This is a genomic window from Enterococcus larvae (assembly GCF_017830045.1).
Lineage (GTDB): Bacteria > Bacillota > Bacilli > Lactobacillales > Enterococcaceae > Enterococcus_L > Enterococcus_L larvae.
Genome location: NZ_JAEDXU010000005.1, coordinates 176,826 through 189,720, shown reverse-complemented (window position 1 = coordinate 189,720; position 12,895 = coordinate 176,826). Strand labels below are relative to the sequence as shown.

13 protein-coding genes are annotated in these 12,895 nt (G+C 41.0%); 2 read left to right on the top strand and 11 right to left on the bottom strand.

Annotation, left to right across the window (positions count from 1 at the left end):
- Positions 1-220: 220 nt before the first annotated feature.
- Positions 221-2,158, bottom strand: a complete 1,938-nt coding sequence (thrS, locus tag I6N96_RS11385; protein WP_209557662.1) for a threonine--tRNA ligase — start codon at positions 2,156-2,158, stop codon at positions 221-223.
- Positions 2,159-2,362: 204 nt separating this feature from the next.
- The gene (locus I6N96_RS11380; protein WP_209557661.1) at positions 2,363-2,530 is read right to left on the bottom strand and encodes a hypothetical protein; all 168 of its coding nucleotides are present in this window, start codon (positions 2,528-2,530) and stop codon (positions 2,363-2,365) included.
- 172 nt (positions 2,531-2,702) lie between these two features.
- Here I6N96_RS11380 and I6N96_RS11375 point away from each other — a divergent pair, with 172 nt between their 5' ends.
- Positions 2,703-2,963 (top strand): zinc-ribbon domain-containing protein, encoded by a 261-nt coding sequence (locus I6N96_RS11375; RefSeq protein WP_209557660.1) that lies wholly within the window; start codon positions 2,703-2,705, stop codon positions 2,961-2,963.
- A 142-nt stretch (positions 2,964-3,105) separates the two neighbouring features.
- Here I6N96_RS11375 and thmT read toward each other — a convergent pair whose 3' ends face one another.
- The 3 genes from thmT to I6N96_RS11360 all read right to left on the bottom strand — a co-directional run bounded on the left by thmT (position 3,106) and on the right by I6N96_RS11360 (position 5,529).
- Positions 3,106-3,285 carry a 2-hydroxymuconate tautomerase gene (gene thmT / locus I6N96_RS11370; protein WP_209557659.1) on the bottom strand — a complete coding sequence of 60 codons (180 nt, stop codon included), beginning with the start codon at positions 3,283-3,285 and terminating at the stop codon, positions 3,106-3,108.
- Between the two features lie 174 nt (positions 3,286-3,459).
- On the bottom strand, positions 3,460-3,795 hold the full coding sequence (locus I6N96_RS11365) for a hypothetical protein (RefSeq protein ID WP_209557658.1): 336 nt from the start codon (positions 3,793-3,795) through the stop codon (positions 3,460-3,462).
- A 249-nt stretch (positions 3,796-4,044) separates the two neighbouring features.
- Positions 4,045-5,529, bottom strand: a complete 1,485-nt coding sequence (locus I6N96_RS11360) for a L,D-transpeptidase family protein (protein ID WP_209557657.1) — start codon at positions 5,527-5,529, stop codon at positions 4,045-4,047.
- A gap of 398 nt (positions 5,530-5,927) precedes the next feature.
- Here I6N96_RS11360 and I6N96_RS11355 point away from each other — a divergent pair, with 398 nt between their 5' ends.
- Positions 5,928-6,509, top strand: coding sequence for a YdcF family protein (locus tag I6N96_RS11355; protein ID WP_209557656.1), 582 nt, complete (start codon positions 5,928-5,930; stop codon positions 6,507-6,509).
- Positions 6,510-6,635: 126 nt separating this feature from the next.
- Here the strand turns inward: I6N96_RS11355 and I6N96_RS11350 are convergent, their stop codons facing one another.
- The 6 genes from I6N96_RS11350 to speD all read right to left on the bottom strand — a co-directional run bounded on the left by I6N96_RS11350 (position 6,636) and on the right by speD (position 12,796).
- Positions 6,636-8,024, bottom strand: a complete 1,389-nt coding sequence (locus I6N96_RS11350; RefSeq protein WP_209557655.1) for an amino acid permease — start codon at positions 8,022-8,024, stop codon at positions 6,636-6,638.
- Positions 8,025-8,499: 475 nt separating this feature from the next.
- On the bottom strand, positions 8,500-8,706 hold the full coding sequence (locus I6N96_RS11345; RefSeq protein WP_209557654.1) for a helix-turn-helix transcriptional regulator: 207 nt from the start codon (positions 8,704-8,706) through the stop codon (positions 8,500-8,502).
- 4 nt (positions 8,707-8,710) lie between these two features.
- Positions 8,711-9,037, bottom strand: coding sequence for a DUF6442 family protein (locus tag I6N96_RS11340; protein WP_209557653.1), 327 nt, complete (start codon positions 9,035-9,037; stop codon positions 8,711-8,713).
- 204 nt (positions 9,038-9,241) lie between these two features.
- Positions 9,242-10,267: a two-component system sensor histidine kinase SapS gene (gene sapS / locus I6N96_RS11335; protein WP_209557652.1), complete on the bottom strand. Its 1,026-nt coding sequence runs from the start codon at positions 10,265-10,267 to the stop codon at positions 9,242-9,244.
- Between the two features lie 18 nt (positions 10,268-10,285).
- Positions 10,286-10,960 carry a two-component system response regulator SapR gene (gene sapR, locus I6N96_RS11330; protein ID WP_209557651.1) on the bottom strand — a complete coding sequence of 225 codons (675 nt, stop codon included), beginning with the start codon at positions 10,958-10,960 and terminating at the stop codon, positions 10,286-10,288.
- Positions 10,961-11,254: 294 nt separating this feature from the next.
- Positions 11,255-12,796, bottom strand: coding sequence for an adenosylmethionine decarboxylase (speD, locus tag I6N96_RS11325; RefSeq protein ID WP_209557650.1), 1,542 nt, complete (start codon positions 12,794-12,796; stop codon positions 11,255-11,257).
- Between the last annotated feature and the right edge of the window lie 99 nt (positions 12,797-12,895).

Genomic DNA, 12,895 nt, shown 5'->3' with positions numbered 1-12,895 from the left:
AATCATAGAGGAAACAGCAGGTCTAAGCAAATATTTAAAATTTTCTCCATAAATCTGCTTTTATCATTTTTTCTGAGGGAACAGATTCGTTTTTCAGCTGCAAAAAAAGCATTCTCTCTCCCATTGAGAGAGACGAGGCGATTGTTACATACTGCTTTTCAGACTTATAGTAAAAAACAAGGAAGTAAAGCATCTCTGCTCGACTTCCTTGTTCTGTCTTTTAACGGCTGAAGTTATGGACCTCAGCTGCCATACTGTCGATAAAAATGTTCAGCTCTTCTACAGCGGTGTCTTTACTTCCGTAGCGGCGAATATTAACAGTCGCATCGTCAACTTCTTTATCCCCTACAACTAATTGATAAGGAACTTTTTGGGTTTGTGATGCACGAATCTTGTAACCCATCTTTTCATTGCGATCATCTACTTCTACTCTCAAGCCCTGCGCTTGAAGACGTTCCTTGATCTCATACGCATATTCTGAATGCGCTTCTACAGAAACCGGAATGATCGTTGCTTGAATCGGTGCCAGCCAAGTTGGAAATGCGCCCTTATAGACCTCTGTCAAATAAGCGACAAAGCGTTCCATTGTTGATACGATTCCTCTGTGGATAACGACCGGACGATGAGTATTTTCGCCGTCCTCTCCAACATAAGTTAAATCAAAACGCTCAGGAAGCAGGAAGTCCAGCTGAATAGTTGATAGTGTTTCTTCCATACCAAGAGCTGTTTTTACCTGAACGTCCAGCTTCGGACCGTAGAAGGCTGCCTCACCGTCTGCTTCAAAATAGTCCAGCTCCATTTCATCCATTGCTGCCTTCAGCATTGTTTGTGCTTTTTCCCACATTGCATCGTCGTCGAAATACTTGTCTGTATTGTTCGGATCACGATAGCTTAAACGGAAACGGTAGTCAGTGATATTGAAGTCTTCATAAACAGCAACCATCAACTCCAAGGTACGTTTGAATTCGTCCTTGATTTGATCAGGACGAACAAATGTATGACCATCGTTCAATGTCATTTCACGCACACGCTGCAGACCTGAAAGAGCACCCGATTTTTCATAACGGTGCATCATACCCAATTCAGCAATACGGATCGGCAGTTCACGGTAACTGTGGATATCATTCTTGTAAACCATCATATGGTGCGGACAGTTCATAGGACGAAGCACCAGCATTTCTCCATCGCCCATATCCATCGGCGGGAACATGTCTTCATGGTAATGATCCCAGTGTCCTGATGTCTTGTATAGATTGACATCAGCCATGATTGGTGTGTACACGTGCTGATAACCTAGACTGATTTCTTTATCTGTGATGTAACGTTCGATCGTCCGACGGATTGTTGCTCCCTTTGGCAGCCAGAATGGTAACCCTGAACCAACTTCAGGAGAGATCATGAACAATTCCAACTCTTTACCTAATTTACGATGATCTCTCTCTTTTGCTTCCTCACGCATCTTGATGAATTCCTTCAAATCCTTCTTATCAAAGAAAGCTGTACCATAAATTCTCTGCATCATATGATTATCGGAATTTCCTCTCCAATATGCCCCAGCTACTGACAATAGCTTGAAGATTTGAATGCGGCCAGTTGAAGGAACATGGACTCCACGACATAGATCAACAAAATCTCCTTGATCGTAAACGGTGATCACTTCGTCTTCCGGAAGCTCACTGATCAGCTCAACCTTGTATGGATCATCTGCAAACAGCTCCAAAGCTTCTGCCTTTGATACCACTTTACGGACGATTGGGTTATTTTCTTTGACGATTTTCATCATCTCAGCTTCAATAGCCGGCAGGTCTTCCGCTGTGACTGGTGCATCACCATTATCTGTATCATAGTAAAATCCGCTGTCAATAGCAGGTCCTACGCCAAATTTAATATTTGGGAAAAGACGACGTAATGCGTTCGCCATCAAATGTGCTGCTGAATGGCGTAGAATACCCAATGCGTCTTCATGGTCCGGTGTCACGATTTCAATACTACCGTCTATATCGATTGGTCGATCCAAATCGATCAGCTCTCCGTTGAATTTTCCGGCTAAGGCTTTCTTTGCCAGACTGTTGCTGATGCCTTTGGCGATGTCTAAAGTAGAGACACCCGCCTCATATTCTTTGACTGCGCCATCAGGAAATGTGATGTTGATTGACATAATATGTAATCCTCCTCTGAATTTTATTGATTGAAAAACTGTGCATTTCCGCTGATCAAACCCTCATTGATTCCATCTGAATAATAACAGGAATACGTAATAATTGAAATCAGCAGGCTTCAAGGCGGCTATTATTAGAAGAACAAAAAAGTCCCAGTATCTATGACTAGATACTAGGACGAAGATTCGTGGTTCCACCTAATTTTAAACAAGACAAATAGCTCTTGTTCCTTGAATGTGATAACGGTACAGTACCGCCTTCGTTTCAACAAAGGTTTTGAAAGTGGTCATCCCCTGCGCAGTATCTGAAAAACTTTCAGCCGTGGTTTTTCTCTCTAAAAGATCGCCTTCAGGTTCAGTTGTCTTTCTCATCAATCAATTATGTTCTAATTTAATCACTTCTTTTGAAAAAAAGCAAGCCCTTCTCAAATATTTTGACCTTTGACTGATCCACTTGCTGTTTTTACGAATTGCTCTTGGTGTATTGATTGCCTCTATGAAGTTTGCTATGCTAAACCTTATAAAAGGAAAAAGGAGAATAACTATGTTTATTGTTTGGGGATCACGAGGCTTTGAAAAGGATTTAGGAGAGACTGTTGTCCGCTGTACTTGCGGAAACTGTAATAATGATGTAGTCATGGAAGCAAAGCAAGTCGGCAGGAAGTTTACACTTTTCTGGATACCGCTCTTCACTACATCCTCTGCCTACTATATGCTTTGTCCGATTTGCCACCACGGGAAAGAAATGACTAAAGCAATGATCGAACAATACTTGGTTTCTGATACAGAGCCAAGTGCCGAGTAAAAAAATACAACGAGCGTCGGAAGCTTTTCATATCTTCCGACGCTCGTTTTGTTATCCCTGTACAGAAATACATGACTAACACTACCTTGTCTCACAGCCCTTTCTTTTGTCAGCTGTATGCAAGCGATAGGATCGTCCTAAGTTATTTCTTCCACTCTCCGCCTTGTGCGTATCGGTCTTTTTTCATTTCATTCACAATGACATGGATATTCTGTTCCGGCGCTCCGGTATTTTTAGAAATGACTTGTGTGACCTCCTTGACCATGTTTGTCAGCTGCTCTTCGCTGCGGCCTTCTACCAACTCAATATGTACAAATGGCATCTTTTCCCCAGTCCTTTCTTCCCAGTATCGACAGTGTTTCAACAATCAGTATACACTATATTCATTCAACTTTTACAATAATTTCCTTCAAGTAACAGGCGACGATTCTACAAAATCTGCTTCTGCATTTTCGACCGGCTGTCAAAAAAACCAGTGAGATGAACATGGATACATTTATTGATCACTCTCATTCTTGAACCTTTCAACTGCCTTTTGTCCAATTTTCCAGTCCAAAAACATATTGATATCCTCTATCGCATCAATGATTCGCCAACGGTATTCCTGACTGGTTTTCAAAAGCATAAGCAATGCCGGCTTGACCTGATGTTTTTCAAGTCTGCCTTTAGTCCGAGCAACATAGGCAAGCCCAAGAGCCGCATTTGCTCGCACAGCTTCCTCATCATCATCAATCAGCGACAAACAGATATCCTGTGATTTCTTCCAATCATGACAGTACTCCCCAACTCTAAGAGGCAGCAGCATTCGTTCTTCCTTACTTCCAGATGCCATTATTCTCAAAATTTCCTTATCATCGATTTCCTCGAGTGCTCTATAAATTCGTTTGATTCTATTCCCCTCCTAAATCCTCATTCTGACAATTCACTTATCCTCAGTATAGTCTCTTCGATCCTAACTATAAATACATTTTTTTAAAAACGTTCTTCTTGCTGATGAACAGGGCTATCCTCTGCTTTTTCACTCTAGTAAACCACAAAAAAGCAGATTGAAAAAATTTCCAATCTGCTTGATTTTATTCAATTATACAGGTTCGCCGTGATCGACTGGCTTATCAAATTCACTTGGCGCATCATCGTAAATTGTTCCATAGATAATGACCGGCATTCCAGGATAAGAAGCCGCAAATAGTTGAGACATTGCATCTCCTGGTGTATTGATACAGCCGTTACTTCCAAGATTTGTCATATAAGCTTCCTTGTTCCCAAAGTGCTCAAGCTTGTAATCAGCATCATGGATACCGATTTGGGTAACTACTTGGCCATAGCTTAATAGCGGCATCCAGTATTTTACAGGTACACTATATTTTGAACCGTCCAGCATGCTTCCTTCCAAATTCGTGTCCGTATCTTTATAAAGAATTGTATGGAAGCCCGGTACTGTTGCTGTTCCTTTGTTATAACGTCCAGTAATCACAGGTGTCTCAATCGTTTTGACCCCATTTTGGAAAAAGTACATCATCTGATTATTCAAATCAATTTCAACATATGTCTGGTTAACAACGGATGATTGATTCACATCCCCGTCGATTACCGCAGTCACTGTTTCTTCCCCATTGGCACTGTCCACCGCCTGTGTAATCAAAGCTGCTGTCTCAGCAATATTGATCGACCAACCGTAGCTGCCGTTGTTTAGGTAACGTCTTGTCTCTCCATGGATGTTCGTGAAGGTGATCGGCTGACTGATTGAAGAATACTCCGGACTGATTTGTGTCACCCACGCTTCAACAGCTGCTTGATCTGCATTTCCTTCTCCATTAAGGAAAGTCTGCAACGTTTCTTTAGGTATTTGTACAGATTTATCACTAATAGCTACAGTGATCGTTTTATTTTCTTTTTGTGTCAGTGCTGCCATCTGATTTGTCAACTCTTCGCTGTCTTTAAGAACAGCAGGCTTTTGATAGAAATCAGCCACATTATATGTGTATTCGCCTGTATTTTGTTCCACGTCAGCAAGGACTTTCTCCATCAGACCAGCTTTATCAACCACTGTTCCGTATTGTTCAGGAACAATTTGAAAACCTGCTTCACCACGTTCAATGTAAGCATCCTGACTAGGTGCTCCTTCAGCAAAGGTCAATTCATTCAGCTTTGCTTCCAGTTCTGCTTTAAACGTCTCGTTGATCGGCAGTTTGATAGAAGACTGACTGATATTCTCATCCAAAAATTCCTTCGTCACATTGTATTTTTCCGGTAAATCAATGACTTGCTGCTCGCCTTCGGCCGATTCAATGACTACCTGTTGTGCGCCATTAAGCTCTTCCAATTTTTTCTGCGCTGCATCCACGTTCATCCACCCGATTTTTGTTCCATTGGCCTCAGCCATCGGTAAGAAATGTGATTGAAAAAATGCATACCCAATGAGTAGAAATAACGTAAATATCATAATTGCTGCTACCATAGGTACCATGATTGGACGATTCTTTTTATTTTTGGGCTTTTTCCCAGTTTGATTATTGCTTGTCCGGCTACTCCTTGTAGCCCGGGTTTCTAAATCTTTTTCTTCCATTTCATCGATCTTCCTTTTTATTTTTATACTATTTTCAACCAACATCTGCACTAATTATTCCACTCTACAAAATAGATAGTTCATATAACTAGACATTTTCCTATTTTACCATAAATGATCTGAATATCGTAGACTTTATTTATGAATTTTTTTAATAATTACTGAAAAATGGACATATAAGCTAGAAACAAAATAAATATCCTTTTTATAATCATATAGGAATGGCCGTTTCTTATCTAGTAATCTGCTTCACTGTTGTTGAGCTACGTACTTCTCATTCTATTAAGAACTATTCAAGAATAGCTAAAGAAAATTAAAAATTGCTTAAAGTACCTGAAGATAAGATAAATCACCTTTCTATTCCTCTAAACTATATACTGTAAGAAAGAAGGGGTACGATGAAGAAAATGATACGGTTATTGGTTGTTTTGGTCGCTGTCGGCATTCTATATGCTGGTACAATTCTATTCTTGATTTTTAGGGGAACAAAGGACATACCGGTCGACCAACCGGACACGATCCTTATTTTGGGGGCACAGGTGCGTGGAACAAGTAAAGAAAATGCTTACCCCAGCAGTGTTTTAAAAGAACGCCTTAATGAGGCCATTGTGTTTATTGGAAAAAATCCGCAAGCTACAGTCATTGTCTGCGGCGGCCAAGGATCTGACGAGCCTGATTCAGAGGCCAATGTCATGGCAGACTATCTGATTCAGCATAATATTGATTCCAAGAAAATCATCAAAGAGGATCAATCAACCAGTACCAAGGAAAACATTGCAAATGCTATGGAGAAAGCTGATCTTGGCAAAACCGTGATTGTCACCAGTGACTTCCATATCTATCGTTCAAAACTTCTGGCTCGCCGATTGGGGCTCAAAACAATCAGCGGACTGCCGGCTCACTCTCAAACATCGATCACACCAAATATGTACAGTAGAGAAGTGCTTGCACTGGGCTTTGCAATCATCTTCTCATGGTAATCGCTGGACTATAAATAAAGAGACAGAGGCACATTCTTCGATCAACAGCCGATCCCCTTCAAAATTTCTTGAAGAACTTTTCCAGCTGACAAATCGAAGATGAATGCTTCTGTCTCAATTTTCATTTTATTGATCCAATTTGTTTAAATTACTGTGACGATAGCCGTACGCAAAGTAAATGATAAAACCGACAACCAATGCACCGGCAAAAACACGCCATGTCGCTGCCTGCAGCTGCAGCATAAGTGCAATACTCACCACCACTAATACAAGCGGTAAAATCGGCACGAAGGGGATGCGAAACTCCTCCTCTTTTGGTTCCCCGAACATACTTCTCAAGCGAATGATCCCAAAGCCCATGAAAATCAAATACATCAATGTCACAATATTTGTCAGCTCTGCCAGCAAGTTCAACGGGAAGAAACCGGCAAATAACATGGAGGCCACCCCGGCAACATATGTCGCATTTTTCGGTGTTCGTCTTTTTGGATCGATTTTACTCATGAATTTAGGCAACAGACCATCTTTACTGATGGCATAAATAATTCGAGCCAAGCTGTACATCATGGCAATCGTTACTGTCAGCAGAGTTAAAATAGCACCAACAGAAATGATCCCCGCAACAGCATCCTTTTCAACAAATCGCATTGCAAACGCTACAGGATCTTTAACCCCTAAGGAAGTATAAGGAACAATTCCTGTCAAAATCAGCGTTACAATTATATAAAGGATCGTAGCTACTAAAATCGAACCGATGATCCCTCTGGGAATATCCCTCTGAGGATTCTTCACTTCCTCTGCTGCCATACTTACAGCATCAAAGCCAAGAAAAGCAAAGAACACGATCGCCGCACCACTGATTACACCGGAAAACCCAAAGGGCATAAAAGGCTGCCAGTTTGCAGGCTTCACATAGAAAATACCAACAACGATAAATAATAAAATAATACCGAATTTTACATACACCATCAAGTTATTCAAACGCAACGCTGTTTTTGCTTCCAATGACACCCAGAAAGTCACGAATATCAAGACCAGTACCGCAATCAAATCCACCACGGTTCCTTCCGAAGCATTGTACGCACCACTTAAGGCCTGCGGCAGCTCAACACCTAAGCTACTCAAAAATCCTTGAACATACCCTGACCAGCCGGAAGCAACGGATGATACTGCCAGAAAGAACTCACAAATAACCAACCAGCCTGTCATCCAGGCAACAACTTCACCGAACACGACATACATATACGCATAAGGTCCACCCAAAACAGGGATTCGTGAAGCAAATTCCGCATAACACAGGCCGGAAAGGATAATTGCACCGGCAGCTACTAAAAATGATAGTGTCAGCGCAGGTCCTGCATTTTCCTTTGCGGCTACGCCGGTAATAACGAATATCCCTGTACCGACGATTGCACCGATCCCTAACATGATCAAATCGCTGGTTTTTAACTCCTTTTTCATTCCACTGCTTTCAGCAGCAGGCGCCGTCAGCGCCTTTCTTCTAAAAATCGACATGGTATCCTCCAAATAATAATTTTATGCCCCTATTTATCCCATAAAGTACTTGTAATTAGAATCGACGCTTCCATGAAGACAACAGCATCAGCAGTCTACTCAATCCCCTTGTTCTTCTCCACTTGATGAACGCCACAAAAATGCCGGAAAACATTCATTTACCGACGTTTTGAACCACTTCCAGAATAATTGCCGACGAAAATGCTCGTCAAAAACATTCCTCCAACAGTCTAACAATAAACCAGCATGATGTACAATAAAAATATGATGAATAATCCTGCCTTCCTGTTATTGTTGTAAGATGGTGCTACTGGTCTAAATAAGACGGACTGGAACATTCAGGCTATCCCCATGAAAATTGAAAATCAACTTTCCTGATTTCAGAAAAAAGCCGGAGTAATCTCATAGTTGAGAGCGGCTCCGGCAATCCTACTATTCTATTTTTTCTTTTTATCACACTTATTTGCACCCATGATCAAAAGTAAAACAGCTCTTCGAATTTCTTTTCCAAGGCAATGCAGAGTATAAGCGCCAGCTTGGCAGTAGGATTGAACTGACCAGTTTCTATGGAACTGATGGTATTTCTTGAAACACCTACCAGCTCTGCCAATTGAGCCTGCGAAAGATGTTGTGCCTTGCGTGCTTCCTTCAGATGATTTTTAAGTACCAGCTCTTCATTCATCGAATCACCAGCTTTTGATGAAGTAGGAAATCAAGAAACCCAGCCCTACAAGCGAACAGAAGATAATTGTTTTTGTTTGCCTGTTCCCTTTTTCATCCATTTTCCCCATTCCATACAAAGCAGCTGGGATGTATAGCCAGACGACTGCTAAGACTAAGCGGCTTTCCATAAACCGCCCTTTAAGGAACGTATAAATCATCAATACAACCATAAGGATACAAAAAACAAGAGCGCCATATCTTGCGCCTTCCAGCATTTGCTGCTGCTCGATCCCCTCCTTTTGATTTTCTTTCGAATTTCGTGCCCGCTGCAATAACTCTTCCTTATTCATTTTAGTTCCTCCCTTAATTTTACTCATGAGTTGATAAGCTCTTATCTTCAAGCGCCAAGTTTACTTGTCAAAACAAGTATAACATGCCAAGTTTTGTTGTCAATATTTTTTCGACAACAAAACTTGGCAATTTGCAGAATCAAAAAACAGACAGCCTTCAATTGGATGGCTACCTGTTCCTGTTCTGCATTTTTTATTTTATTGTTAGCGGGTTTCATGATAATAGCTGATTACCGGGAAAAAGAGCTGTAGAGTGGTTCCCTTTCCTTCATCAGATGCGACAGTTAACTGATGCCCAAGCTTATCAGACAGGCTTTTTGCCAGATAGAGTCCCAAGCCTGTAGAATGCTGTTCGTTCAATCGCCCGTTTTCCCCCGTGAAGCCTTTATCGAAAATCCTATGACGATCCGCTTCAGGAATACCAATGCCTGAGTCCTTTAATGACAGCATGACGCCTGTTTTATCTTTAGAAATATCAACCTCGATTTCACCGCCATTTGGTGTGTATTTCAGGGCGTTACTTAAAAGCTGTTTGAAGATAAACTCCAGCCACTTGCCATCGGTCAAAACCAACTGATCCTCTCCGACTAAGGAAAAGTGAATATTTTTCTGAATGAAGTAATTTGCTTGTGTCTTTACTACAGATTGAACAAGCTTTTTCAATGAGTATTCTCGAATAAGATAGTCTCTGGAAAAGCTGTCCAGCCTTGAATAATAAAGAACCTGTTCCACATATTCATCGATTTTAATCAGCTCATTCTCGGTCTGATAATACGCTTCGTCCTCGATATCATCTTCCATCGAATCAAGAAGCAAATGTAGTGCTGCCAAGGGAACCTTGATTTCATGCACCCATGAGTCAATATAATCCTTGTACGCCTGCTGATTATCGATCACCTGCTCCATTACCTTATTATGCTCAATCAGCAGTCCATTAACATACTCCTGCACAAGCTGTTCATCTGCTCTCCCGGCATTCTTCAAATATTGATCCAGCATCGGCGGATGATCCGGAGTATACAAAGCCCGCCACCATCTCTTTTTTAATTGAAAATCGATTAGCAAAACAGCTGTCAGAACCAACAACCCTAAAAGCATAAGATAACTGATTGAGGAAAAGCTAAGGTGCAGCGTTGGCGACAGCCACAGAATCAGACTAGTGAGTCCCATAAAAAACAGCCAGCCAATAACAAGAAGCCACTGATCTTTTATATATTTCCAAAATGCCATATTCTTCTCCTAACCAGTCTAAGGAACAATATATCCCTGACCTACCTTGGTTTCAATATACCCATTGATGCCGGCCTGCTCGATTTTTTTCCTCAAGCGATTGATATTCACGGTCAACGTATTGTCGTCCACAAACCGTTCATCCTCCCATAAAGAACGAAGCAGTTTTTCTCGGGTTAAAATCTTGCCGTGCTTTTTCATCAATAAATACAAGAGTCGGTATTCGTTTTTACTCAAATCGATTGTCTGACCTGCAATCTCCATATTGCCGTTATCTAAGTTCAAGGTGATGCCGTTATGTTCCATCACTTCATTGCCCGGCTCAGAATAATTGTAAGAACGACGCAGCAATGCATTGATTTTCGCAACCAATACATCTAACTGAAAGGGTTTTGTGACAAAGTCGTCTGCACCCATGTTCATCGCCATGATCATATCCATATTTGTGTTTCTACTGGAAATAAAGATGATCGGCACCTTAGATATCTCTCTGATTTTCTGACACCAATAATAGCCGTCATATACCGGCAGATTGATATCCAACAGAACCAGCTGAGGCTCTTCATTTTGAAAATCCTCCAATACTTGATGAAAGTCTGTTGTTCCAACTACTGACAGCTCCCATTTTTCCAGTTCCTTCATGATCAAGCTGCGTATAGTCGCCTCATCTTCAACAATCATGATTTTCGCCATGTGATCTCCTCCATTATTCTTCTACATTCTATTTTACATTATCAAAATTTTCTCGTCATTAATATAGGTCTTTCAGCCGATTTTCTTCTAAGCATCGGCTGATGAAATAAGTTCATCATCACTTATAGTATCAATAAAGCTCATCAGAAATAACTTTATTACTCCTGATGAGCTTGCCTATTCAAAAGCTAATCAATTTTGAAATAGAGTCGAACATTGAATAACTTGCCAACTAACTTATTGTTAAAGAAACAACTGTTTCAGCGCATCTTCCTTCATGCAGTCGAACTCAGATTATTTGATTTCCACCGATAATTCCCCACGATTTATTTTCTGGTATTCGATTGCTTTAAGCTCGAACATACTCACTAACAAGGACAGAAAATGCGCTTGCGAAGGTAGCTCACAGCAAACGAATAGATCGACTGCTGCGTAACTCTCTTCCGGCCAAGTGTGGATCGTGAAATGGGATTCAGAAAGAATGACCACACCACTCACACCCCACGGATCAAACTGATGAAAATAATGCGTTACCGCTGTCAGCTCACACTCCCTCACAATTTCCAACATGATCTCTTCCACAGCCGAGACAGACGTCAGTTTTTCTTCAGCTCCTCCTTTTAATTCGATCAAGTAATGATTGCCTAAATATTGTTTTGTTTTTAGCTCCGGTTGCTTTCTGCGTGCTGATCGCAAAAAGGTATCGTTTTTACAAACAGAACACGTTTCCCTTTTTAGCTCCTCAATTGTCTTGATTGGTTCTTGAGCTCCTATTACGTATGTTTCCCGGCAATTTTGGCATTGATAAATCGACTGTCGAGGATTCAACTCAGCAGTATAGATCCGCTCATAATAAGGCTGGTCTGCCAGAATCGTTGCATAGCTGTCGGTCTGTGTTGACAGTTCATAAAGCGTACTCAATCCGCCAATAACTGAAGCACCAGAATATTGGTTAAAGGCTGGTCTCAGCTGAACAAGCACAAGATTTTGCAGGCAGAACAGCTTCTGAATGGCCAGTTGATTCGCCGGGTCCTTTTCGCCAAACGAAAGAAATATCCTACTGTCCCCCAGCTTACTGCAAGAGACTGCTCTTGATAGAAAAAGCTTGAGCCCTGAAAGTGTATAGGGAGGATCGACATAAATGTAATCAAATTGATGATCATATCTTTCCTGAGAGCCACGACGAAAATCGATTTGCTGACAGTTGATTGTCAAGCCTAGCTTGTTTGCTGTTGTTTCTATGCAGTGAATGATTGCCTCAGACAGCTCATAAACTGTTAGAATATCTTTTCGCTCAGTAGACGTCCGCTGAAACTTCTTCAATAATAAGCCTACTGCAAGTGAAGATAGATCGTCATCTCCTAAAAACAAAATACGTTTATTGATAAAATCAGGTCTTTCCAATAATAAAAAGGCTCGTTCTACAATTGTTTCAATCGTTGCAAATGCCTGATCATAAGCCACTGCTACAACAGGACGGTCACTGATTCCTGTTCTTAACTCACGAACCATTTCCTTTTTTAAATGCTCTTGCTCTTCTTTTGAATCTACTATTTTAAGATATTCAGTCTTGTTAACTGATGCCCAGCCTAAATGCTGTTCAACATAGAGAACACCTTTTCTGGTCAGCCTCGTCCCCTGTTCTTCAGAAGCAAAATCGAGCTTGATCAATTCCTTTTTGATTGCTGAAACGATTGGCAGCGGCAGCTTTACTTTATGAGCCAGCTTTTTTGTTGAAAGTTGTTTTCGTAAATACAGTTCGATCAATAGTAAATTGATGACCGCTTCGGGTTCTCTCAAGTTTGTTTGTGTTTTGATTGTTTTTGCTATGTTCATATTTTTTCGGTTCGGTATCATTGTGCGTTGAACCAGTCCATCCCTTCGCTTTTTACTTTCGACGAAATGACTATCTACACTAACCTAACATTGTCTCTA

What these genes read in the sequence shown, in the direction of transcription:
- sapR (WP_209557651.1), bottom strand. Translation starts at nt 10,960, where the DNA reads ATGGCGAAAATCATGATTGTTGAAGATGAGGCGACTATACGCAGCTTG.
- I6N96_RS11350 (WP_209557655.1), bottom strand. Translation starts at nt 8,024, where the DNA reads ATGTCGATTTTTAGAAGAAAGGCGCTGACGGCGCCTGCTGCTGAAAGC.
- I6N96_RS11340 (WP_209557653.1), bottom strand. Translation starts at nt 9,037, where the DNA reads ATGAATAAGGAAGAGTTATTGCAGCGGGCACGAAATTCGAAAGAAAAT.
- thmT (WP_209557659.1), bottom strand. Translation starts at nt 3,285, where the DNA reads ATGCCATTTGTACATATTGAGTTGGTAGAAGGCCGCAGCGAAGAGCAG.
- I6N96_RS11355 (WP_209557656.1), top strand. Translation starts at nt 5,928, where the DNA reads ATGAAGAAAATGATACGGTTATTGGTTGTTTTGGTCGCTGTCGGCATT.
- sapS (WP_209557652.1), bottom strand. Translation starts at nt 10,267, where the DNA reads ATGGCATTTTGGAAATATATAAAAGATCAGTGGCTTCTTGTTATTGGC.
- speD (WP_209557650.1), bottom strand. Translation starts at nt 12,796, where the DNA reads ATGAACATAGCAAAAACAATCAAAACACAAACAAACTTGAGAGAACCC.
- I6N96_RS11360 (WP_209557657.1), bottom strand. Translation starts at nt 5,529, where the DNA reads ATGGAAGAAAAAGATTTAGAAACCCGGGCTACAAGGAGTAGCCGGACA.
- I6N96_RS11345 (WP_209557654.1), bottom strand. Translation starts at nt 8,706, where the DNA reads ATGAATGAAGAGCTGGTACTTAAAAATCATCTGAAGGAAGCACGCAAG.
- I6N96_RS11365 (WP_209557658.1), bottom strand. Translation starts at nt 3,795, where the DNA reads ATGGCATCTGGAAGTAAGGAAGAACGAATGCTGCTGCCTCTTAGAGTT.
- I6N96_RS11380 (WP_209557661.1), bottom strand. Translation starts at nt 2,530, where the DNA reads ATGAGAAAGACAACTGAACCTGAAGGCGATCTTTTAGAGAGAAAAACC.
- I6N96_RS11375 (WP_209557660.1), top strand. Translation starts at nt 2,703, where the DNA reads ATGTTTATTGTTTGGGGATCACGAGGCTTTGAAAAGGATTTAGGAGAG.
- thrS (WP_209557662.1), bottom strand. Translation starts at nt 2,158, where the DNA reads ATGTCAATCAACATCACATTTCCTGATGGCGCAGTCAAAGAATATGAG.